At 60.5% G+C, this 21,651-nt stretch carries 17 protein-coding genes; 8 read left to right on the forward strand and 9 right to left on the reverse strand.

Annotation, left to right across the window (positions count from 1 at the left end; all coding sequences use genetic code 11):
• The first annotated feature begins 91 nt into the window (after positions 1 to 91).
• The 3 genes from prpC (at position 92) to prpF (ending at position 5,311) form a co-directional block, all read left to right on the forward strand.
• Positions 92 to 1,294, forward strand: coding sequence for a 2-methylcitrate synthase (gene prpC / locus EAO39_RS13835; RefSeq protein ID WP_120968257.1), 1,203 nt, complete (start codon positions 92 to 94; stop codon positions 1,292 to 1,294).
• 121 nt (positions 1,295 to 1,415) lie between these two features.
• Entirely contained in the window at positions 1,416 to 4,070 is a 2,655-nt protein-coding gene (acnD, locus tag EAO39_RS13840) for a Fe/S-dependent 2-methylisocitrate dehydratase AcnD (protein WP_120968259.1), read from the forward strand.
• A 35-nt stretch (positions 4,071 to 4,105) separates the two neighbouring features.
• Positions 4,106 to 5,311 (forward strand): 2-methylaconitate cis-trans isomerase PrpF, encoded by a 1,206-nt coding sequence (gene prpF / locus EAO39_RS13845; protein WP_120968261.1) that lies wholly within the window; start codon positions 4,106 to 4,108, stop codon positions 5,309 to 5,311.
• A gap of 186 nt (positions 5,312 to 5,497) precedes the next feature.
• On the opposite strand, the gene EAO39_RS13850 is transcribed toward prpF, so the two are convergent.
• From EAO39_RS13850 to EAO39_RS13860, 3 genes are all read right to left on the reverse strand, one after another.
• Positions 5,498 to 6,802 (reverse strand): MFS transporter, encoded by a 1,305-nt coding sequence (locus EAO39_RS13850; RefSeq protein ID WP_120968263.1) that lies wholly within the window; start codon positions 6,800 to 6,802, stop codon positions 5,498 to 5,500.
• Between the two features lie 220 nt (positions 6,803 to 7,022).
• A complete protein-coding gene (locus EAO39_RS13855; protein WP_120968265.1) occupies positions 7,023 to 8,591 on the reverse strand; it encodes an AMP-binding protein in 1,569 nt (522 codons plus the stop codon).
• Positions 8,588 to 10,027 (reverse strand): aldehyde dehydrogenase family protein, encoded by a 1,440-nt coding sequence (locus EAO39_RS13860; RefSeq protein WP_120968267.1) that lies wholly within the window; start codon positions 10,025 to 10,027, stop codon positions 8,588 to 8,590. The genes EAO39_RS13855 and EAO39_RS13860 overlap by 4 nt, the downstream gene beginning before the upstream one ends.
• A gap of 256 nt (positions 10,028 to 10,283) precedes the next feature.
• Between EAO39_RS13860 and EAO39_RS13865 the strand changes: the two genes are divergently transcribed.
• Entirely contained in the window at positions 10,284 to 11,108 is an 825-nt protein-coding gene (locus tag EAO39_RS13865; RefSeq protein ID WP_120968269.1) for an IclR family transcriptional regulator, read from the forward strand.
• 56 nt (positions 11,109 to 11,164) lie between these two features.
• Here EAO39_RS13865 and EAO39_RS13870 read toward each other — a convergent pair whose 3' ends face one another.
• Positions 11,165 to 12,376, reverse strand: a complete 1,212-nt coding sequence (locus EAO39_RS13870; protein ID WP_120968271.1) for a CoA transferase — start codon at positions 12,374 to 12,376, stop codon at positions 11,165 to 11,167.
• 114 nt (positions 12,377 to 12,490) lie between these two features.
• Between EAO39_RS13870 and EAO39_RS13875 the strand changes: the two genes are divergently transcribed.
• From EAO39_RS13875 to EAO39_RS13890, 4 genes are all read left to right on the forward strand, one after another.
• Entirely contained in the window at positions 12,491 to 13,336 is an 846-nt protein-coding gene (locus tag EAO39_RS13875) for an IclR family transcriptional regulator (RefSeq protein WP_205589388.1), read from the forward strand.
• 30 nt (positions 13,337 to 13,366) lie between these two features.
• The gene (locus EAO39_RS13880; RefSeq protein ID WP_120968273.1) at positions 13,367 to 14,359 is read left to right on the forward strand and encodes a tripartite tricarboxylate transporter substrate binding protein; all 993 of its coding nucleotides are present in this window, start codon (positions 13,367 to 13,369) and stop codon (positions 14,357 to 14,359) included.
• Positions 14,360 to 14,382: 23 nt separating this feature from the next.
• Positions 14,383 to 15,615 (forward strand): acyl-CoA dehydrogenase family protein, encoded by a 1,233-nt coding sequence (locus EAO39_RS13885; RefSeq protein ID WP_120968275.1) that lies wholly within the window; start codon positions 14,383 to 14,385, stop codon positions 15,613 to 15,615.
• A 107-nt stretch (positions 15,616 to 15,722) separates the two neighbouring features.
• Positions 15,723 to 16,247 carry an N-acetyltransferase gene (locus tag EAO39_RS13890; protein ID WP_120968277.1) on the forward strand — a complete coding sequence of 175 codons (525 nt, stop codon included), beginning with the start codon at positions 15,723 to 15,725 and terminating at the stop codon, positions 16,245 to 16,247.
• A 233-nt stretch (positions 16,248 to 16,480) separates the two neighbouring features.
• Here the strand turns inward: EAO39_RS13890 and EAO39_RS13895 are convergent, their stop codons facing one another.
• The 5 genes from EAO39_RS13895 to EAO39_RS13920 all read right to left on the reverse strand — a co-directional run bounded on the left by EAO39_RS13895 (position 16,481) and on the right by EAO39_RS13920 (position 21,542).
• Positions 16,481 to 16,999: a DUF1697 domain-containing protein gene (locus EAO39_RS13895; protein ID WP_120968279.1), complete on the reverse strand. Its 519-nt coding sequence runs from the start codon at positions 16,997 to 16,999 to the stop codon at positions 16,481 to 16,483.
• Between the two features lie 312 nt (positions 17,000 to 17,311).
• Positions 17,312 to 17,659 (reverse strand): RNA-binding protein, encoded by a 348-nt coding sequence (locus EAO39_RS13900; protein WP_120968281.1) that lies wholly within the window; start codon positions 17,657 to 17,659, stop codon positions 17,312 to 17,314.
• A gap of 866 nt (positions 17,660 to 18,525) precedes the next feature.
• Complete coding sequence (locus tag EAO39_RS13910; protein ID WP_120968285.1) at positions 18,526 to 19,017, reverse strand: hypothetical protein; 492 nt, start codon at positions 19,015 to 19,017, stop codon at positions 18,526 to 18,528.
• 269 nt (positions 19,018 to 19,286) lie between these two features.
• Positions 19,287 to 20,276: an agmatine deiminase family protein gene (locus EAO39_RS13915; RefSeq protein ID WP_240467003.1), complete on the reverse strand. Its 990-nt coding sequence runs from the start codon at positions 20,274 to 20,276 to the stop codon at positions 19,287 to 19,289.
• Positions 20,277 to 20,381: 105 nt separating this feature from the next.
• Positions 20,382 to 21,542, reverse strand: coding sequence for an agmatine deiminase family protein (locus tag EAO39_RS13920; RefSeq protein WP_240467004.1), 1,161 nt, complete (start codon positions 21,540 to 21,542; stop codon positions 20,382 to 20,384).
• Between the last annotated feature and the right edge of the window lie 109 nt (positions 21,543 to 21,651).

Genomic DNA, 21,651 nt, shown 5'->3' on the forward strand with positions numbered 1-21,651 from the left:
AATTCAGCTCTATCTCTGCGCCATGTGTTTGCGTAGATTGCGAAGTATGGCAGACAGGACTGCCTCCCATCCATCTTCAAGGAGACCCCGCATGAGCACTCTGAGCGAACCCGGCACACAAACTTCCAGCACAGCACAGCTGCTGGCCACCTCGGCAGCAGCTTTCAAGCCCAAGAAGTCCGTGGCGCTGTCCGGCGTGACGGCAGGCAATACCGCGCTGTGCACCGTGGGCAAGACCGGCAACGATCTGCACTATCGCGGCTATGACATTCTGGACATTGCCGAGGTCTGCGAGTTTGAGGAAACCGCCCATCTGCTGGTGCATGGCAAGCTGCCCACGCAAGCCGAACTCAAGGCCTACAAGTCAAAGCTCAAGGCCTTGCGCGGCCTGCCCGGCAGCGTGAAGACCGCGCTTGAGCAGCTACCGGCTGCCAGCCACCCCATGGATGTGATGCGCACCGGCGTCTCCGCCCTGGGTTGCGCCCTGCCCGAAAAAGACGACCACAACCTGCCGGGTGCACGCGATATCGCCGACCGCCTGATGGCTTCGCTGGGCAGCATGCTGCTGTACTGGTACCACTTCAGCAACTCGGGCCGCAGGATTGAGGTGGAAACCGACGACGACTCCATTGGCGGCCACTTTCTGCACCTGCTGCATGGCGCCAGGCCCTCCCAAAGCTGGGTGCGCGCCATGCACACATCGCTCAACCTCTATGCCGAGCACGAATTCAACGCATCCACCTTCACCGCCCGCGTGGTGGCCGGCACGGGCAGCGATATGTATTCCGCCATCACCGGCGCCATTGGCGCGCTGCGCGGCCCCAAGCATGGCGGCGCCAACGAAGTGGCGTTTGAAATCCAGAAACGCTATGACAACCCCGCCGAGGCGGAGGCCGATATCCGCCGCCGCGTGCAGGCCAAGGAAGTGGTGATCGGTTTCGGCCACCCGGTCTACACCGTCAGCGACCCGCGCAACATGGTCATCAAGGGTGTGGCCAAGCAGCTGTCGGACGAGGCCGGCAGCACCAAGATGTATGACATTGCCGCACGGCTGGAGTCGGTGATGTGGGAGGTGAAAAACATGTTCCCCAACCTCGACTGGTTCAGCGCTGTCAGCTATCACCTGCTGGGCGTGCCCACGGCCATGTTCACCCCGTTGTTCGTGATGGCGCGCACCAGCGGCTGGGCGGCGCACATCATCGAGCAGCGCCAGGACAACAAAATCATCCGGCCCAGCGCCCACTACACGGGGCCGGACGATCTGCAGTTCGTGCCCATCGCTGAGCGGCAATAAATTGCGCGTCTGGAGAACATCGACGCATGCTGCGCCGCGCAAGTCTTTGATTTTTTTCGCCCCACCCTTTGAGCCGCAGCTGCACGCTCTGGCTCACTGAACAAAGCAAGCCGATAGAAAAATGAGCACGCCCCAAAACCAAAACAATAGCCACAACCATAGGCACAGCATCTACCGCCAGCTCCTGCCCGGCACCGCGCTGCACTACTACAACGCCCGCGCCGCTGTCGATGACATTCGCCCCGGCGCCTGGGCCGCCCTGCCCTATACCAGCCGCGTGCATGCAGAAAATCTGGTGCGCCGCTGCGATCCGGCCATCTTGACCGAATGTCTGACGCAGATCGTGGAGGGCAAGCGCGAGCGCGACTTTCCCTGGTTTCCGGCCCGCGTGGTCTGCCATGACATTCTGGGTCAGACGGCGCTGGTCGATCTGGCCGGGCTGCGCGATGCGATTGCCGAACAAGGCGGGGACCCTGCAGCCGTCAATCCCGTCGTGCCCGTGCAACTGATCGTGGACCACTCTCTGGCCGTGGAGTGCGGCGGCTACGACCCCCAGGCCTTCGTCAAGAACCGCGCCATTGAAGAGCGCCGTAACGAAGACCGCTTTCACTTCATAGACTGGTGCAAGCGCTCGTTCAAGAACGTGGAAGTGATTGCCCCGGGCAACGGCATCATGCACCAGATCAATCTGGAGCGCATGAGCCCTGTGATCCATGCTATCAATGGTGAAGCATATCCCGATACCCTGGTGGGCACGGACAGCCACACGCCCCATGTCGATGCGCTGGGAGTGATCGCCGTAGGCGTTGGCGGGCTGGAGGCCGAAAACGTGATGCTGGGCCGCGCCTCCTGGATGCGCCTGCCTGAAATCATCGGCGTGCAACTGACGGGCAAGCGCCAGGCCGGCATCACCGCCACCGATATGGTGCTGGCCCTGACCGAGTTTCTGCGCCAGCAAAAAGTGGTGGGCGCCTATCTGGAATTCCATGGCGAAGGTGCGAAAAACCTGAGCATTGGCGACCGGGCCACCATCTCCAATATGGCGCCCGAGTACGGCGCCACGGCCGCCATGTTTGCCATTGACGAGCAGACCATAGACTATCTGCGCCTGACCGGCCGCGAGAGCGCCCAGGTGCAGCTGGTCGAAACCTATACCAAGCAGGCCGGGCTCTGGGCCGATGCGCTGGAAAACGCCGAGTACGCGCGCAGGTTGCACTTTGATCTTTCCAGCGTGGTGCGCAATATGGCCGGGCCGTCGAACCCGCACGCCCGCGTGGCCACCAGTGAGCTGGCCGCCAAGGGCATTGCCGCAGCCTGGAGCGACACGCCCGGCCAGATGCCCGATGGCGCCGTCATCATTGCGGCTATCACCAGCTGCACCAACACCAGCAATCCGCGCAATGTGATTGCCGCAGGTCTTTTGGCACGCAATGCCCGCAACCTGGGCTTGAGCCGCAAGCCCTGGGTCAAGTCCTCGCTGGCTCCGGGTTCCAAGACCGTGCCCCTTTATCTGCAGCAAGCCGGCCTGATGGGCGATCTGGAGGCCCTGGGCTTTGGCGTGGTGGCCTTTGCCTGCACCACCTGCAACGGCATGAGCGGCGCTCTGGACCCGGCCATAGCGCAGGAAATCAAGGAGCGCGAGCTCTACACCACGGCCGTGCTCTCGGGCAATCGCAACTTTGACGGCCGCATCCACCCGCAGGCCAAGCAGGCCTTTCTGGCTTCGCCGCCGCTGGTCGTGGCCTATGCGATTGCGGGCACGATTCGCTTTGATATCGAAAACGATGTGCTGGGCCTGTACCAGGGCCGGGAGATTCGCCTCAAGGACATCTGGCCCAGCGACGAGGAAATCGACACCGTGGCCAAGGCCGCCGTCCGGCCCGAGCAGTTTCGCGCCGTGTACGAGCCCATGTTTGCCATCCAGGCCGACCACGGCCCCAAGGCAGCAGCGCTGTATGACTGGCGCGCGCAATCGACCTATATCCGTCGCCCCCCTTACTGGGAAGGTGCTCTGGCCGGGGAGCGCCGGTTGCGCGGCATGCGCCCGCTGGCCATATTGCCGGACAACATCACCACCGACCACCTCTCGCCCTCCAACGCCATCGAGCTGGACTCTGCTGCCGGCGAATATCTGCAAAAAATGGACCTGCCCGAGAAAGACTTCAACTCCTACGCCACCCACCGCGGCGACCACCTCACGGCCCAGCGCGCCACTTTTGCCAACCCCAAGCTGTTCAATGAAATGGTGCTGGACGATGCCGGCAAGGTGCGCCAGGGATCGCTGGCCCGGGTCGAGCCCGAGGGCCGGGTCATGCGCATGTGGGAAGCGATAGAGACTTATATGCAGCGCAAGCAGCCGTTGATCATCGTGGCCGGGGCCGACTACGGCCAGGGCAGCTCCCGCGACTGGGCGGCCAAGGGCGTGCGCCTGGCCGGGGTGGAGGCGATTGCGGCCGAAGGCTTTGAGCGCATCCACCGCACCAATCTGGTCGGCATGGGCGTGCTGCCACTGGAATTCCTGCCCGGCACCACGCGCCATACCCTCAGCCTGGACGGCACGGAAATTTTTGATGTAATCGGCCAACGCCTGCCGCGCGCCCAGCTCATGCTGAAGATTTGCCGACGCTGCGGAGAACGCATCGAAGTGCCCGTGACCTGCCGCCTGGATACGGCCGAAGAGCTATCGATTTACGAGGCCGGCGGCGTGCTGCAGCGCTTTGCCCAGGATTTCCTGGCCGAAAATTGCAAGCCAAAACTGCTTGAAGCGCAGGTATGAAAAGCGCAATCAGCTATCAAAACAAGAGAAAACCAATGTCAGAGACACCGCGGTTTGCACCGCAGATCAAGATTGCCGCCACCTATATGCGTGGCGGCACCAGCAAGGGCCTGTTCTTCAAACTGCTGGATTTGCCAACCACCGCCCAGCAAGCCGGTGCCGTGCGCGATGCGATTTTTCTGCGCGCCCTGGGCAGCCCCGATCCCTATGGCAAGCAGATTGACGGCATGGGCAATGCCTCCAGCAGCACCAGCAAGGGCGTGATCCTGAGCCAAAGCACGCGGCCCGGCCATGATGTGGACTATTTGTTCGGTCAGGTCGCCATCGATCAGCCCTTTGTGGATTGGAGCGGCAACTGCGGCAACCTCAGCGCCGCTGTGGGGCCTTGCGCCATTCATATGGGGCTGATTGCAGCCGACAGAATCCCCCACAACGGCATGGCGACCATTCGCATCTGGCAGGCCAATATCGGCAAGACTATCGTTGCCCATGTGCCGATCAGCGACGGCCAGGTGCAGGAAACCGGCGACTTTGAACTCGACGGCGTGTCCTTTCCCGCTGCCGAGGTGGCTCTGGAGTTTCTGGACCCCGCCGACGAAGGTGAAGATGGGGGCAGCATGTTCCCCACGGGCAATCTGGTCGATCGCCTCGACGTTCCCGGCGTCGGCAGCTTTGCCGCCACCCTGATCAATGCCGGCATTCCCACCATCTTCCTGAACGCCAAAGAGCTGGGCTACACCGGTTGCGAGCTGCAGGACGCCATCAACAACGACAGCGAAGCGCTGCAGCGCTTCGAGACCATTCGCGCCCACGGTGCCATCCGCATGGGTTTGATCCAGGAACTCAGCGAAGCCACCAAGCGCCAGCACACGCCCAAGATTGCCTTTGTCGCCCCGGCGCAAAGCTACACGGCATCCAGCGGCAAGGCCATCGACAGCCAGGACATAGACTTGGTTGTGCGCGCCCTGTCCATGGGCAAGCTGCACCACGCCATGATGGGCACGGCAGCGGTGGCCATAGGCACGGCCGCTGCCGTTGAGGGCAGCCTGGTCAATCTGGCTGCCGGTGGCGGCGAGCGCAGCTCGGTGCGCTTTGGCCACCCCTCGGGCACGCTGCGTGTGGGCGCCGAGGCCAGGCAGTTGGACGGTCAGTGGCAGGTCACCAAGGCCTTGATGAGCCGCAGCGCCCGGATTTTGATGGAAGGCTGGATTCGGGTCCCCGCCCAGGTGTTCCTGGGCTAAATAATCGTCAAGTCAGGCTCTAGCGCTTTATTTAAAAGCGCATGCGGCTATGAAATTGATATAGATATCGAGACAAAAGACTTGGAGCCCACCTCTTGAGTGACGTCATCAAGCAAACAAACCGCCACGCGGGCAGCGTGGCGGTTTGTTTCATGGGTTGGGCTATATGCCTTGTGCCCGGGCGACTCAGGCCATGCCGGCGCTGGGTAGAGGCATGGCGTCGGGCGCAACCCGTGGTGGACGCTTGACGGTTTGCGTGGGGTTGATGAACAGCGCCATGACCGCACCCAGGCCCAGCAGGCCGGCCGAGATCATGAAGGGCAAGGAGTAGCTGCCGGTGGTCTGAATCAGATAGCCAAAGACCACGGGCGAGATCATTCCCGCCACACCAAAGCCGGTGTTCATCATGCCGGATGCCGTACCTGCGTAATCACCGGCGATATCGATGGGCAGACTCCACAGAACCGCATTGGTCAGTTCCAGACAGAAGAACGAGGCCGACAGCAGCAGCACGGCGGTCATCGCGTTTTCCGCCGAGATCATGGGCACCATGAAAACCAGGGCGCCGACCATGCCCACCACCAGCACCGAGACCCGTGCAAAGCGCAGATTGCCGGTGCGCTTGAGCAGCTTGTCCGAGACGATGCCGCCCAGCGTGTCGCCCACCACCCCTGCCAGCAGCGGTAGCGCCGTGTACAAAGCCATTTCCTTGAGATTGAAACCGCGCGCATCTTTCAGATAGGAAGGCAGCCAGGTGAGGAAGACCCACAAGGTCCAGCCGTAGCAAAAGTCCACCAGCGTGACTTTCCACATGCCGCCAATCAGGCGCTTCCAGGGCGTGGGGCCTTTGTCTTCCTTGGGTTTGTCCGTGCGGCCTTCGTTGATCTCGGCCAGCTCCTGCGGCGTCACACGGGGATGCTGCTGAGGCGTGTCGCGAAAGGTCAGCCAGTACAGCACCGTCCAGCCAAGGCTGACCACGCCCAGCACGATGAAGGATTCCCGCCATCCGGCCAGCGCGATGATGACAATCACCAGCGGCGGCGTCACAGCACCACCCAGGCGCGAAAACGAGTGCGTAATCCCCTGGGCAAAGCCGCGTTGGGTCAGCGGAATCCAGTAGGTAAAGGCGCGGGTGGCAGTGGGAAACGCGCCGCCTTCGCCCAGGCCCAGCGCCAGTCGCAGCACCAGCAAGGAAACCAGCGAGCCGACAAAGCCCGTCAGCAAGGTGGCCGTGCCCCAGATCAGCGACAGCACCACCAGAACCTTGTGCGGTCCAAACCGGTCGGCCAGCCACCCGCCCACGATCTGCATGGCGGCATAGGGGTAGGCAAAAGCCGAGAACACCAGGCCGAGCTGCAGCGTGCTCAAGCCCATTTCCTCCTTGATCATGGGCGCTGCGACCGACATATTGACTCTGTCGATATAGGCGATGAAGTACATCAGGCACATCACACCTAGGATCATGTGATGGGTTTTGACTCTACGTTGCATGTTTGTCTCCTTTGGCATCGGTCCGGGCAAAAATCGCCCGGCCAGCCTTTGTTCACTTCACGGTAGATGGCGGCAGCCGCTTTGGTGCGCTGTCCGCACGCGAACACAAGCAATATGTCGCAGCTCTTGCGGGAGCTGCAATCCAGAGAACACAACGACTTTCCATAAAGAAAGGGGTTGAAACACCAGCCCTGCCAAGTGGCAAGGCTTGCACCGTCGATCAGGCAGCTGGCTCAAGCAGCCGCAGGCGCTGCAGCTTGCCGGAGGGGCCGCGCGGCAGCTCGTTCATCAGCACAAAGCGGCTGGGGCATTTGTAGTTGCCAAGCTCGGCCAGGCAGTGGCGCCGCATCTCGGCCGCATCGAACTCTGCGCCATCGCGCATCACCAGATAGACGGCGATTTCCTGGCCGTATTCGGGATGCGGCACCCCCACGGCTGCGGCTTCCAGCACCTTGGGGTGTTTGAGAACGGCCTCATCGATCTCGCGCGGAGCAATGTTTTCACCGCCTTTGATGATCAGTTCCTTCGATCGGCCGGTGACGTAGAAGAAGCCGTCGGCATCCTGATAGCCGACATCGCCGGTGCGCAGCCAGCCGTCGGGCGTGAAAGACTCCTGCGTGCGCACAGGGTCTTTGTAATAGCCCAGCATCACATTCGGCCCCTGCAAAACGATCTCGCCACGCTCGCCGGCCGCCAGAAACTGCCCATCCGCACCCATGATGGCGGCCAGCGTTCCTGTGGGGCGGCCCACGCTGCCAACGCGTCTGGCGCTGGCTTGCAGGGGATTGCTGAAAGCCGGGGCTGCGGTTTCGGTCAGGCCCATGGTTTCTATGATGCCCAGACCAAAACGGGCCTCGAATGCGCGGTGATGCTCGGGCGCCAGCGCTGCCGAGGCAGAGCGGCAGAACTTCAGCTGCGTGAGGTCATGGCCTTGAGCGCCTGCTTCATCGTTGAGCAAGTAGGCAATGATGGTTGGCACCACATTGATCCAGGTGCAGCGCCATTGGCAGACATCGGCCCAGAAGGTTCGGGCCGAAAACCGGGGCGACATGACCAGCGATCCGCCATGAAACAGCGGCGTGATCAGTGCCACCACCAGGGCGTTGATGTGATAGAGCGGTAGCGACACCATGACCCGATCCTGCACACCGAGCTGGTGGGCCTCGGAAGTGCTGCTTGCATTCGCCAGCAGATTGGCATGACTGAGCAACACGCCCTTGGGCACGCCGGTGGTGCCCGAGGTGTACATGATGAGCGCGGGCTCATCGGCCTGTATCTGCTGCCCGCTCAGCGCACCTGAAGATGCACTCGGTGCAGACGGCAACGCTGACACAGCAGCCACAGCCGGCACGACGGGCACTTGCATGGACTCCGGCTCGCAAACCACCACCGCCACTTCGCGCTCCACCTGCCTGAGCGCCTGGGCCAAGCTTGGTAAATACTCTTTGCAGGTGAACACCAGCCGGGTGTCGGAGTGCGAGAGCACGTAAACCAGTTGCGAGGACTGGCTGAGCAGATTGATGGGGTTGACCTGCAGCCCGCTGGCCATGATGGCCAGCAGCAAGATCGCCGGCAGCGGGCCGTTGGGCATGTAGACCGACACCTTGTCGCCAGGCTGCAGCCCGCTGGCTTCGAGGTTTTTGCGCAGCCTGTCGGTCTCCTCCTTCAGTTGCTGGAAGGAAAGCGCGGCCCCGCTTTGCGCATCCAGCATAAAGGGCTCGGATCCTCGTTCGGCGGCGCGGGCCTCGATCAGCTCGGCCATGCTGCACAGTTGCTTGATGATGGTCATACGCCATACCTCCGGAAGTAATCGCCCAGCATGTCTTCCACGGTTGGCTTGTTTTCGGCAATGGTGCGCGCCACCCGCGTCACGTTCATGTAGTGGCGGTAGTTGAGGTTGTCCGAGAAATTGTTACCGCCCCAGGTGCCGCAGCCCATGGACAGCGAGAACGGCAGGCCGTTGTTGAAGTTGCCGCCGGTAGCAAAGCAGTGCGCCTGGTTCAGAATGACCCGCGCCACCGGCAGGCTGTGCGCGAGATACAGCGCCTGTTCGTCATCATCGGAGTGCAGGCTGACCGAGTGCCCTGCCCCCATATAGCCGTAGATCTTGCGCACGGTGCTGCAGGCATCGTTGAAGGACTGGGCGCTGTAGACGCTCAGCACGGGCGAGAGCTTTTCGCCCGAAAACGGATGCTCGCTGCCCACACCGCTTTCCTCCACCATCAACACCGTGGGCGCATCCAGCGCAATGCGGCCGCGCCAGTCGATCTGGGCCAGTTCGGCAATCACTTGGGCCGACTTGCCGGTAACTACATCGCTGAGCTTGCCGTTGGGCCACATCAGTTGCTGCAGACGCGCCTTCTCCTGGCCGGTCAACAGCAGGGCGCCGCAATCGCTCATGGCCTTGAGCATGTCGCTGCGGATGTCGTCCAGCAACACCATGCTGTTCTCGGATGAGCAGCTGGTCGCGTTGTCGAAGGTCTTGGACGCAATGATCAGAGCGGCCGCTTGCTGCGGATCTGCCGAGCTGTCCACGATGGACGCCACATTGCCTGCTCCCACGCCAAACGCCGGTGTGCCGCTGGTGTATGCCATGCGCACATTGGCCTGCGAGCCGGTGGCGATCACCAGATCGGCCTGCTGCATGAGCTCTGCCGTGAGCGCCTTGCTGATGGGGCTGGGCAGGGTTTGCACCAGATCCACGGGCAGACGACATTTGCGCAGCTCGGCCTGGATGAAGTCCACCAGCATCTTGCTCACCCCCAGCCCCTTGGGCGAAGGCGCAACAATCACCGCATTCCCGCACTTGAGCGCGTTGATGATGTTGTTGGCCGGTGTTGCGCCCGGGTTGGTGGACGGCGTGATGGCAGCCACCACGCCGACGGGACGGGCGATGGCGGTAATGCCTTTGAGCTTGTCTTCCTCGATCACGCCATGCGTGCGCACGCCTTTGAGGTCGCGTAGCAAGCCAAGCGTCTTGCGATGATTCTTGGTGATCTTGTCGTCCACCTTGCCCAGGCTGGTTTCCTGGACGGCAAGTTCTGCCAGCCGCTGATTGCGCCCTGGCTCCATGATCGCCCAGCCCACGGCCGAGACGGCATCGTCCAGCCCTTGCTGGCCCAGTTGTATGAAGCTGGCTTGCGCTGCCCGCGCATGTTTGACGAGATCTGAGACTACCTGCTGCGTGGCTTGCAGCGGATCTCTTTGGGCCTCCTGCACTTGCATTGCTTGCTCCTTGAATATCGTTGTCTGGCGGGTAGAAGATCAAGCCCTGGGGCCTGTCTGAATCGCAGACTAGGCGTTTGGCAAATTCGCGCGTCCCGTTATTTGCGTTTTGTGCGATGTGCGGGGCAATCCGTATTCAAAAACGCATTTTTCGGGACAAGATCGCCCCATCCCTGTCATGCATTGCATGCAGCTACGTGCCCAAACGCAGCACGCCCCATCGCAGGCCATCAGTGCGCCCCCACGGTGAAGTTTCATGACATCGACCCAATCCAATGCCGCAGCCATACGCGCCTTTCGCATCGTGGAGTTGCTGGCGCAAGCGCAACAGCCGCTCACGCTCATGGACATCAGCAACCGCATGGACTTGCCCAAGCAATCGGTGCACCGCCTGCTCAAGCAGCTGGAGAACGCCTGGCTGGTCAATCGTGACGGGCCGGGCAAGCACTATGTGTGCTCCAGCCGCGTGCGGCAGATGGCCATCAATATGCTGATGACCACCGGCCCGGCCGCCGCGCGGCGCGCCATCTTGCAGGAGATGGCCGACAAGGTGCAGGCCAGCTGCAATCTGGCCATCTCCAGCGGCGATGCCGTGGTGTATCTGGATCGTGTGGAGGCCAACTGGAATGCCGGCACCAAGCTCGCGCCCGGCACGCGAGTGCCATTTCACTGCACGGCCAGCGGCAAATTGCTGATGAGTTTTTTGCCCAAACAGCAGCGCGAAAGCCTGTTGAAGCGCCTGCCATTGAGGCGCTGGACCGAGCGGACGATTTCCGAGGCGGACGCGTTGCGCGCCGACCTGGAGCAAACGCGCAAACGCCGCTTTGGCGTGAATGTGGGCGAATACCTTCCCGGCGTGGTCGCCATCGCCGTTCCGGTGATGCTCAGCGCACAACGAGCCGGAGCTGCGCTCGCCATTCAGGTCAGCGCCCAGCAGTTTTCCATTGCAGATCTGATGCAGTGGGTGCCGGAGCTGCATCGGGTCGCCGAGCGACTTGCGCAGACCTTTGATGCGCCGGACGAACTCTTGCCTCAGCCGCTGGACGCTGCAGAATCGCCGCTGGCTTTGCTGCAGCCATAAAGGCCCGGCGGCGAGCGCCAATATCGGCAGCGCTCGCCTCTCGATGAAAAACCGGGCTAGACCACCCCCAGGGACCTGAGTTGCTCAAGCCGCTGCGGCGCGATTCCCAGGCGACCATAGACCTCGGCGTTGTGCTGACCAGGCTCGGGCCCGGTGGCAGGCGCCTCCAGCACCTGGCCTGCGACGCGGGGAACAATGCAAGGGCCAGGAACCGAGCCGTAGTCAGGATCGGGCAGGCGCAGCACGGCGCCACGGGCCTGGAAGTGCGGGTCTTGCAAAATGTCCACGATGGAGTTGGTCTTGCTGAACGGAATCTGGGCCGCCTCCAGCGCCTGCACCACGTCCACCATGTCGTGCTCGCCGAACCAGTCGGCAATGATCTTGTCCAGTATCGCCAGGTGCTTGACCCGGGCCGGGTTGGTGCTGAATCGCGAATCACTGGCCAGATGCGGCTGGCTCATGGCCTCGCACAGCCGGGCAAAAATGGGGTTGGACGAGGCCACCAGCGACAGGCTGCGGCCATCGCGTGTGCGGTACATATTCGACGGCGCCGTATAGCTGGCGCAGTTGCCCTCGGGCCCGCGCACATAGTCCAACTGCTCGTACTCCACGGCCAGCGGGTCCAGCAGCCTGAACAAGGCCTCGGTGGCAGACAGGTCCACTTCCGTGCCCGCTAAGCGCGGGTCGCCACGCAGCCGGGCCACCTCCATGGCCACGGAGAAAGCACAAAACAGACCTGCCACATAGTCGCCTATGGGGTAGTTGCTGTGCAGCGGAGTGCTGCCTTTCTCACCGGTCAGATTGGTAAAGCCACTCATGGCCTCAAAGATGCGGGCATATCCCGGCCGCTGGGAGTAAGGGCCCGTCTGGCCGAAGCCCGTAAGCCGCACCACGATCAGCCTGGGGTTCTGAGCGTGCAGCGTCTCGATATCCAGGCCCCATTTGTCCAGCGTGCCCGTGCGAAAGTTCTCTATCAGCACGTCAAAGCCGGCAATCAGTTCCAGAAAAATCTCCCGCCCCTCCGGCTTGCGCACATCCAGGGTGATGCCTTTCTTGCCCCGGTTGGCCACTTTCCACCACAGCGGCGAGCCGTCCTTGACCGGCTGCAGGCCGCGCAAAGCATCGCTGCCATCGGGCAGCTCCAGCTTGACGACCTCTGCACCGTGATCTGCACACAGGGTGGCGCCCACCGGCGCGGCAAGCACGGTGGCCATGTCCAGAATGCGCACTCCCTGCAGAGCGCCTTTGGAGTTTTGCGTAGTTGTCATTGGAGGCTTTGTGATCTGGATGAAGTCACCAGTATCCAGAGCCCGCCGGCAAGGAACAATGCTTGTTTCGATATGCGAAACACTTCATTGACGGCAAAACGCAGGTGACCAACCATGACCGCAGATTCATCCAAGCAGCGCAAAGTGTCCTCCATCACTCTTCCAGGGCTTATCAACCCCCACGATCTGGCTTTAGACCGCCAATTCGCCATGACCTTGGCCCGCGGCCTGGAAGTCCTGCGCGCCTTCACCGCCACCCACCCGGTGCTGAGCAATCGCGAGATTGCCGACCGCACCGGCCTGCCCAAGCCTACGGTGTCCCGCCTGAGCTACACCCTGGGGCTGCTGGGCTATATGTCCAAGGACGCGGACACCCAAAAATACCGCCTGGCCTCGGGCGTGCTGACCCTCGCTCATCCGTTGCTGGCCGGCATGAAGACCCGGCAACTGGCCAAGCCGCTCATGGCCCATATCGCCAGGCAGACGGGCTGCACGGTCAACCTGGGCTTGCGGGATCGCACCGACATCGTCTATGTGGATTCGGTACGTGCAGATGGCCGCAACGAGTATCTGCCCGATATCGGTTCCACCTATCCGCTGCTGGTCAGCTCCATGGGCCATGTGCTGATCCATGGCCTGCCGCGCGCCCAGAAAGTGGCGCTGCTGAACTACCTGAAAGTGCAAGACAGCGAGCTGTTTGCCCAATACAGCCAGGGCCTGGATGAGGACGAAAAGCGTTTTTCCGAGCAAGGCTACTGCCTCTCTTCAGGCGCCTGGGACCGTGAGCTGTATGCGATTGCCGTGCCACTGAAAGGCGCACCGGGCGAGCCGCCTCTGTCAATGAACGGCACGCTTTACGCCCACAAGAATGCCAAGCAAAAGCTCGTCAGCGAGGTTTTGCCTTTGCTCAAGCAAACCGTTCACGAGATCGAAACCTCATACGGACTGCACCCTGGTTAGCGAGATGAAAACCACCCAAGGAGACAAGACATGAACGAATCGAGAAGGTCCATGGTCGGCATTGCCGCAGCGCTGGTCGCTGGCAGCGCCCTCAAGCCACTGGGGGCGTGGGCCCAGGGCGCATATCCGACAAAGGCGATTCGCATCATCGTGCCCTACCCCGCAGGTGGCGTGGTGGACTCCATTGCCCGGGTGGTGGGCGAGCGCATGGGAAGGCAGTACGGCCAGCCCGTGGTGATCGAGAACCGCACAGGCGCTGGCGGCGCCATAGGCACGGACTTTGTAGCCAAGTCTCCCGCTGATGGATACACGCTGCTGATGGTGTCGCCCTCGCATGCGGTGATGCCGTTTTTCCAGAAAAACACCGCCTGGGATCCCGTCAGAGATTTCAAGGGCATTGCCGGCTTTGGCGCCATTCCCAATGTGATCGTGGTGCACCCCAGCGTGAAGGCCAAAACCATGCAGGAGTTCATCCGCCTGGCCAAGAAGGATGCCGGCAGCATCACCTATGCCAGCTCGGGCCTGGGCACCTCCTCGCACCTGACGGGCGAGCTTTTGAACCAGATGGCCCATATCCAGCTCACGCATGTGCCTTACAAAGGTCAGCCCGAGGCCATGACGGATCTGCTTTCGGGCCGCGTCGACATGATGCCCATGTCCACCTCGCTGGCGCTGCCGCATATCAAGGCGGGAAAGCTGCGAGCGCTGGCCGTCACGACCGACTACCGCTCCTCCGCCCTGCCCGATGTGCCCACGGTGGCCGAGGCGGCAGGCCTGCCCGGCTTTCAGGTCGGTACCTGGCTGGCTTTGCTGGCGCCGGCCAAAGTGCCTCCGGCCATTGTCAACAAGCTGTCTGCGGATGTGGCTTCCGCCCTCAAGCAGGCCGAAGTTCAGAGCAAGTTCAAAGACCTGGCCCTGGAAGGCGCGCCCCAGTCGGGAGCCGCCTTTGATGAATTCCTCAAACAGGAAGTCTCGGTATGGACCGAGGTCATCAAACGCGCCGGCATTCAGGCCAATAGCTAAAAAACCATGGATAGGAGCACAAGATGAATCAGACAAACACGGTGAGCCGGCTTTTTGGCGAGCATTTTCTGCACGATTTGAACCCGCAGGAATTGCAGATGCTGGACAAGGTGCGTGGCCTGGTGGTCAGCCATATCGGGCCCAACGCCCACAAGGTGGCACAGAAGGACGAATTTGCCTGGGACACTTTCCGGCTGCTCGCCGATGAGGGCGTGATAGGCAGCGCCTTTCCCGTGGAGTACGGCGGCACCGATGCCCGCCAGGTGCTGCGCATACGCATCATCGAGGAGCTGGGACGCGTCTGCAGCGCCTCGGCTTCGCTGATCACGGGGGCGGATCTGTCATGCCGGGCCATCGTCGCGGGGGCCAGCCCCGGCATGAAGGATCAGTTGCTGCCGGGCCTGCGCTCGGGCCAGTTGCAGGCCGCCTTTGCACTTACCGAACCCGAGGCCGGCTCGGACGTGCGCGGCTTGAAGACCCTGATTCGCCAGGAAGGCGAGCACTTTGTCGTCAACGGCAGCAAGAAATTCATCACCCGCGGCACCACGGCGGACTGGTTCATGGTCGTGGGTCGCCTGGAGACGGATAGCTCGCGCTTTGTCGCGGTGCTGGTGCCCCGGGATGCCCCAGGCTTTGCCATCAGCCCCGAGGTAGACAAGATGGGCTGGTATGGCGTGCCCATCTCTTCTCTGGAGTTCGAGAACGTTCGCGTGCCCGCCGCCAATCTGCTTGGCAAGATTGGCGACGGCTTCGAGCTGGCCCAGGATGCGCTGCTGCGTGCTCGCATGGGCCATGCGGCCATGGCCCTGGGCCGCGCCATCGGTGCGGTGGAAATTGCCGCCACCTATATGAACGACCGCACGCTGTTTGGCAAGACGCTGGGAGCCCACCAGGGCGCGCAGTGGATGCTCTCGGACATGGTGTCGCAGATCGAAGCCGCCCGCGCCTTGCTGACCATAACGGCCCAGAAGTACGACCGCGGCGATGGCGATGTGTCCATCTATGCCTCCATGGCCAAGCAGCAGGCCACCGACCTGTGCATGAAAGTGGTGACGGATGCCTTGCAGCTCACCGGCGGCCGAGGCTATATGAAAGACTTCCCCCTGGAGCGCTTCTTCCGGGACGCCAAGCTCAATCAGATCGGCGAAGGCTCCAGCGAAGTCCACAAGACCGTCATCGGCCGCGACGTGGTGCGCCGCAGCAGCAGCGCACAGCGCAACCCCAGCTTGCGTGAAGGTTCGCTGGTCGACTACTAAGCGCCATTCGAGTGGACAAGGCCGCTGAATCGCACCGCGTTCGGCTGCTGTTTCATGGCGATTTTGTATGCATGATGGAGGCCTGAACACTTTCAACGCCTTCAACTATGCTGATCCGCACCGAAACCGCGCAAGACATAGAGGCCATCGAGCAGCTGATTCTTGCCGCATTTGACAACCATCCTCACCACGCTCCGGGCCAGGGAACGACCGAGCACCACATCGTCAACCGTCTGCGCAGCGAACAGGCGCTGGCCCTGTCACTGGTAGCCGAAGAGGATGGGCAAATCATCGGCCATGTGGCCTTTTCACCCGTGCAGATCAACGGCCAGGCCAGCAGCTGGCTGTGCATGGCACCGGTATCCGTTGCACCTGAGCGCCAAAGCCAGGGCACTGGCAGCCAGCTGATTCGCCAGGCACTGCAAACCCTGCGGCAGCGAAATTCAAATCACCCGAACCGCGTCAGCGGCGTGGTGGTGCTGGGCGAGCCGGCTTACTACGGGCGCTTTGGCTTTCATGTGAAGCATGGTTTTACCGTTCCCGGCGTGCCGCCCGCGTATTTTCAGGCCCTGGCTTTTGTGGCCGATGCCCCCATGCAAGGTGAAATCGGTTTTCATCCAGCTTTTGAATAAAAACAGGCTATAGCCCAATCATTAAAAGCGCATATAGCTACTATTAACATAGCAGAATGCAGCAGATGGCCCAGAGCGTGACTCTGGCCTAACGTGCGCACCCTATCTCAAACCAGACACTCATGGGAAGTGTGGGTTCCTGCCGGAACACAAAGTCTGCTTTCATAGGCGTCGAACTGGTGCAGTCGATCCATTTCAGCCAGTCAGTGCGAGTATCACCTGACGCATGAAACCTATGCCTTGGCACACTTGATGACCGTATCCAGCGTGCGAGTGGTGATGTCCTTCCCGAATGAGCGTTCAAGCAGGCGCATGAACACGGGGCCTTTCTTCGGATCAGGCACGTAGGCGCTAAAGGCCTCCGTGGCATTGGCCTTGACAATGCTTGCGCCGTCGCGCTCTATGGGCAGCTTCAAGTCTGGCGACACCGGGCTGCGGAGAAAGGTGATGACCCGCTTGGCCGAAGGAGCCAGGCTGAACTCGGCGAAGGGGTCAGAGTCGATGAGCTCCTGTAGATAGCAGGCCGGACGGACGAAGGTGTCGAAGCTGCGGCCCAGCTCAGCTTGCATCGCATGCTCGGCGCGTCGCTCCAAGCTAGACAGTGAGGACGATTGCGCGTTGAACACGACGTTCCCGCTGGAGAGCAAAGTCTTCACTTCAAGGAAACCCGCCGCCTCGAAGCAGCGCTTAAGTTCGGTCATCCGGGCGTTCATCGGGCTGACGCCGCGAAGAAAGGCAACGTATCGCGACATGGTTCTCTCGTAATAGATGGCAAATCGCCAAGCATATTTGGGTGCACAGCAAATGCAGGGGGCGTTCTCCCGCGCTGCCTGGTCAATGATAGAGGAGCCTTGGCCAGGGCTTCAGCGCACCGCGCCGTTGAGACCAGATGCATGCGGGAAGTCGCGGGCGCCCGCTTCTGGCGGCTCTGCCGCTGCCGCCCCAGTGCAGCCATCCAAAGGTCTATAAGACTCTGGTCGATTCACCCTGCTTATCGGCGCAAACTCTCAGGCATAAAAAAACGCCCTCAAGCGTGGGGCGTTTTTTTAGGGTGTGTGGCTACATCAGTAGCCGGATCCACCACCATAGCCATCGTTGCCATAGCCAACATTGGGTCGAGAGCTGGCGCGGAATTCGCGGTTGCCACCGGATCCACGTCCTTCTTCGCGAGGTTTCGCGAGGTTGACGACGATAGAACGTCCATCAACGGACATTCCATTCAGCGCAGCAATAGCAGCTTGAGAAGCGTCTGCCGTTGCCATTTCTACAAACGCAAAGCCTTTAGAACGTCCGCTTTCGCGGTCCATCATGACTTTGGCTGAAGTAACGCTGCCGAATTCAGCAAAGTTGCTTTTCAGGCTAGCATCGGTCACGGAGTAAGGCAGGTTGCCAACGTAGATTTTGGTGCTCATGGAAGGAGCCTTTTTATGAATGACGCGTCAAAAACTGACGCATCGTTTGACGATGGCTGTGGGGAGTGGGAGTCCGTAGCAACCGGATGAAATTGAGCGTTTGTTAAAAGCTCAGGACGTCTGCAGCCAGCCTTGAGTCACAGCATAGATTTTTGCTGCTTCGGTCGAGGCAAATGTTTTGTCAAAGCGAAAAACACGGCAGTAGCTGCTGTTTTGCTTTGTGCGCTGAAGTGCAAAGGAAGCTTGAAAGCGACCGCAATGGGTCTTATGGGATGAGGGCGTAACGAAGTACTTGCCCATAGCAATAGGAGAGAGTGGAATCTAGTTCAATCAAAGTGCAGCCCGAGAGGCCTGCATGAGCTTTCGATAACTCGATTGGCTGCTGCTCGACAGCCAACGGTGCGATCAATTTCGCGAAAAAATTCTTGCTGGAGGGCTTCTGACCTCTAACAGGCGTTGCGGTGAGACTAGTTGAAGTTATTTTGCAACGACGTTAATTATAAGCATTTTCTATAAAAAATGCAATTTTTATTATTTTTGGTGTTTAGCTATCTTTTTGTTTGATGGCCGTGTTTCGGCCGGCTACTGCTCTGACCACGATAACTCCTGCTTATCGATGGCCTGCTTTTAGGTGCTCAAACATGAATCCGCAAGCAAGCGGTGCCAAGGCCACGCTGCGACGCACATCAGCCACCCTACAAGGGCCCACCTGACTTTTGCGTGGCAGCCAGGTGCACAACCCGGGTTCCTTTGATCGATGCCCAGTTCGACATTCCTCTGAAATCTAAGCCCTCGTTCCTGAGCCGTGAGGCTCTCGCTATTTCCGAACAGCACATGAGGCGAAAGCAAGAGCCTTGTTCTGAGGTTCAGTCCTCGCGATCACGTGGGTAGCCTGCGTCTGCCCAGCGCTGTGCGGACGCACGGGTGAGACTGTGGTCCGGCCGGACTCGTACCTTGGCCAATGGACTGCCGTCCGCTGAGGTGGCAGTGAGAGTCGCAGAGGGGTTCTCATCATCAGGCTCAATATCAAGAGCCACCGTTACGCGCAATCCGCGAACTTCGATCTGTATCGCTTTATGCAGCAGTGCTGCCTGGTGCTGCTCATGCCGACGTATGACTTCGCTGGCAGTCTTCACCAGCGTGTTGAAGGCCGAAACGTCAAGTGGCTTAGGATTCTTCTTGTCGCGCCCCATGGTCCATGGGCCGACCAGAGCTGGTTCCGCTTGGCCGTCCTGGGTCATCGACACTGCCCAGCCATCGTCGTCTTCATTCTTGATGACGCGGGCTTCCCAGCCCTTGTGATGCCAAAGGCGGTCTTCGAAAATTGAGATGCCTTCTTGCTCGAGTTCTACTGACATGTCTGGACTTTTTTGGGAACTATCAAGTCCAAAGTTTACTGTCTCTTTATACAGTTCTGTGAGAGTAGGTCTATCCCAAGGTCGGGCGTCTTGGGCTACACATGCTCTCATTTGGTCGACGCAGGGGGCGTTTATCTATGAGCACTGGGCATGCCTATCCTGGCCGAAAGCAGCTGCGACACTCGGCCCACTTGCAGTCGTTCGAGGTTATACGGTGAAGGTCGGCTTTTCTAAGACTAGACACCCGGGGTGAGTATCTAGTCATCATGTCAGGCCGGCTGCTGCTGTGTGGTGCAGTGGATACCGCCGCCACCAGCAGCGATTGCGTCAATGTTGAGTTGCACAATCTCGCGCCCGGGGAATTGCTCACGCAGGATAGCTTTAGTGTTGCGATCAGCTTGCGCATGGCCAAATTCAGGGCATAGCACCGCGCCATTGCATACGTAAAAGTTGATGTAGCCAGCAGCAAAGTCCTTGTTCTCATACTGCGGCCGAACATAGTCGGGCCCTGGCATGGTCACCACCTTCAGCGGAAGACCACGTACGTCCGTGGCTTTGCGCAGGATTTCGAGATGGCGTTGCGTGACAGCGTGCTCGGGCGAGGATGAATCGCTTTCAAATCCGGCAACCACCACACCAGGCGAGCAAAAGCGGGCATAAAAGTCGGTATGACCATCGGTGATGTCATGACCGGCTATGCCGGGCAACCAGATCACTTTCTCGATACCCAGCACTCGGTGCAGTTCTTTTTCACATTGCGCCTTGCTTACGCCAGGGTTGCGGTTGGCGTTCAGCACGCAGCTTTCCGTGATGATGGCCGTGCCGTGGCCATCGACTTCGATACCCCCTCCTTCCAGCACCAGAGTGCTCTCCAGAACGGCTACACCTGCGCGCCTAGCGACGAAGTCAGCCACCAGCGCATCGTCTTCGTAGTCCTGCTTTTCACCCCAACCATTGAAATTGAAGTTCACGCCGGCTAGCGCTCCGCCAGCCCTTCTTACGAAAACGGGCCCCGTGTCACGCATCCAAAGATCGTCGATAGGTTGTACCACCAGATTGACCTTATTCCCGCACAACCGCGCCGCCAGATCGTAGTCTTCCTCGTTGACTAGCATGTGAACGGGCTCTACGGTGGCAATCGCTTTTGCGATGCGCGCCAAATTGGCCTGAGCGCCTGATTTCAGACGCTGGCCCCATACCTCGTCATTAGCGCCGAAAGCCATCCAGGTGGCTGCGTGCCGCTCGCCTTCGTCGGGCATACGCCAGCCGCTGCCAGCCGCCAGAGCTGGCAAGACAGGCAGGCCGGCTGCCAGACCCATGGCTGTGGTGAGGAAATGTCGTCGTTGCATATGGCTCACCTGGTCCTAGATGATTTCCTGTTGCGTGGTGCAATGGATGCCGCCGCCACCGGCCGCAATAGGGTCGATATTGATTTGAATCACTGCGCGTCCTGGGTACAGCTGCGCATATAGCGCCTTGGCACTCGAATCAGCTTTCGCATCACCGAATTCGGGCAAAAAAATGGCGCGGCTGGTGGCATAGTAGTTGATGTAACCGGCAGCGAAAGTGTCCGGATTATTCCCAGGGCGGATCTGGCTGGGCCCATCAACAACGACGATTTGTAGCGGCTGATTGTCTGCATCGGTGGCGTTTCGCAAAATATCCAGATGCTGCCTAGTCAACGCATAGTCGTAGGAGTCCGGGTTCGTCTCAAGGTGTGCCACCACCATGCCGGGACGTACAAAACGAGCGTAGAAGTCCGTGTGAGCATCAGTGATGTCCTTGTTCTTGATGCCGGGCAACCAGATGACCTTGCGAACACCCAGCAAACGGCGCAGCTCTGCTTCGCAATCGGCTTTGCTCCAGCCCGGGTTGCGGTTGCTGTTCAGCACGCAGCTTTCCGTGATGATGGCCGTTCCTTTGCCGTCAACCTCCAGCGCTCCGCCTTCAAGCACGAGACGTGTGGCAAGCAACGGCAATTTCACATAGGTACTGACCACATCGGCGACCTGGCCGTCATGGTCAAACTGCTGCTTTTTGCCCCAGCCATTGAAATTGAACTTCACACAGGCCCGCTCGCCATTGGGTTTGCGTACAAAGACGGGGCCCGTGTCGCGCATCCACAGATCGTCAAGATTGGCGGGAATGAGCGTCACGCGTGGATCAAGCAACTGCCGCGCAGTTTCCAGCTCAGCCTGACGAACCAGCATGTTGACGGGTTCGTAGGCGGCAATGGCGTTGGCGATGCGTACCAGTGCCAATTGCACCTGCGGCACTTGCGCACGCGTCCAGATCGCGCTCGAGGCTCCATATGCCATCCAAGTTGCCTTGTGAGCTTCGGCCTCATCGGGCATATGCCACCCCTCGCCTTGATTGCTGGATCCGCCATTGTTCGAGGGCGGTGTAACGGTGTTCGCGTCCGGTCCGCTATCGCCACCACCGCCACAGGCGGCCAGCAAGCTCAGCATCGCCATTGAGCTGCCACCGGCCGCGCATTGACGCATGAAATATCGACGTGTACTCATCACCCATCCTTGTTAATCAACCGTAGTGATGCGGGGAAATTGCCGCCGCATTGGAATGAACGGCATTGTGGATGGATGGATTCATGAGGACAAATGATAAGATTTAGCT

It is taken from the genome of Comamonas sp. lk (assembly GCF_900564145.1).
GTDB lineage: Bacteria > Pseudomonadota > Gammaproteobacteria > Burkholderiales > Burkholderiaceae_C > Comamonas.

Bases quoted from the DNA above. Each gene is read 5' to 3' on its own strand.
- prpC (WP_120968257.1), top strand. From the start codon at position 92: ATGAGCACTCTGAGCGAACCCGGCACACAAACTTCCAGCACAGCACAG.
- acnD (WP_120968259.1), top strand. From the start codon at position 1,416: ATGAGCACGCCCCAAAACCAAAACAATAGCCACAACCATAGGCACAGC.
- prpF (WP_120968261.1), top strand. From the start codon at position 4,106: ATGTCAGAGACACCGCGGTTTGCACCGCAGATCAAGATTGCCGCCACC.
- EAO39_RS13850 (WP_120968263.1), bottom strand. From the start codon at position 6,802: ATGCAACGTAGAGTCAAAACCCATCACATGATCCTAGGTGTGATGTGC.
- EAO39_RS13855 (WP_120968265.1), bottom strand. From the start codon at position 8,591: ATGACCATCATCAAGCAACTGTGCAGCATGGCCGAGCTGATCGAGGCC.
- EAO39_RS13860 (WP_120968267.1), bottom strand. From the start codon at position 10,027: ATGCAAGTGCAGGAGGCCCAAAGAGATCCGCTGCAAGCCACGCAGCAG.
- EAO39_RS13865 (WP_120968269.1), top strand. From the start codon at position 10,284: ATGACATCGACCCAATCCAATGCCGCAGCCATACGCGCCTTTCGCATC.
- EAO39_RS13870 (WP_120968271.1), bottom strand. From the start codon at position 12,376: ATGACAACTACGCAAAACTCCAAAGGCGCTCTGCAGGGAGTGCGCATT.
- EAO39_RS13875 (WP_205589388.1), top strand. From the start codon at position 12,491: ATGACCGCAGATTCATCCAAGCAGCGCAAAGTGTCCTCCATCACTCTT.
- EAO39_RS13880 (WP_120968273.1), top strand. From the start codon at position 13,367: ATGAACGAATCGAGAAGGTCCATGGTCGGCATTGCCGCAGCGCTGGTC.
- EAO39_RS13885 (WP_120968275.1), top strand. From the start codon at position 14,383: ATGAATCAGACAAACACGGTGAGCCGGCTTTTTGGCGAGCATTTTCTG.
- EAO39_RS13890 (WP_120968277.1), top strand. From the start codon at position 15,723: ATGCTGATCCGCACCGAAACCGCGCAAGACATAGAGGCCATCGAGCAG.
- EAO39_RS13895 (WP_120968279.1), bottom strand. From the start codon at position 16,999: ATGTCGCGATACGTTGCCTTTCTTCGCGGCGTCAGCCCGATGAACGCC.
- EAO39_RS13900 (WP_120968281.1), bottom strand. From the start codon at position 17,659: ATGAGCACCAAAATCTACGTTGGCAACCTGCCTTACTCCGTGACCGAT.
- EAO39_RS13910 (WP_120968285.1), bottom strand. From the start codon at position 19,017: ATGTCAGTAGAACTCGAGCAAGAAGGCATCTCAATTTTCGAAGACCGC.
- EAO39_RS13915 (WP_240467003.1), bottom strand. From the start codon at position 20,276: ATGCCCGACGAAGGCGAGCGGCACGCAGCCACCTGGATGGCTTTCGGC.
- EAO39_RS13920 (WP_240467004.1), bottom strand. From the start codon at position 21,542: ATGAGTACACGTCGATATTTCATGCGTCAATGCGCGGCCGGTGGCAGC.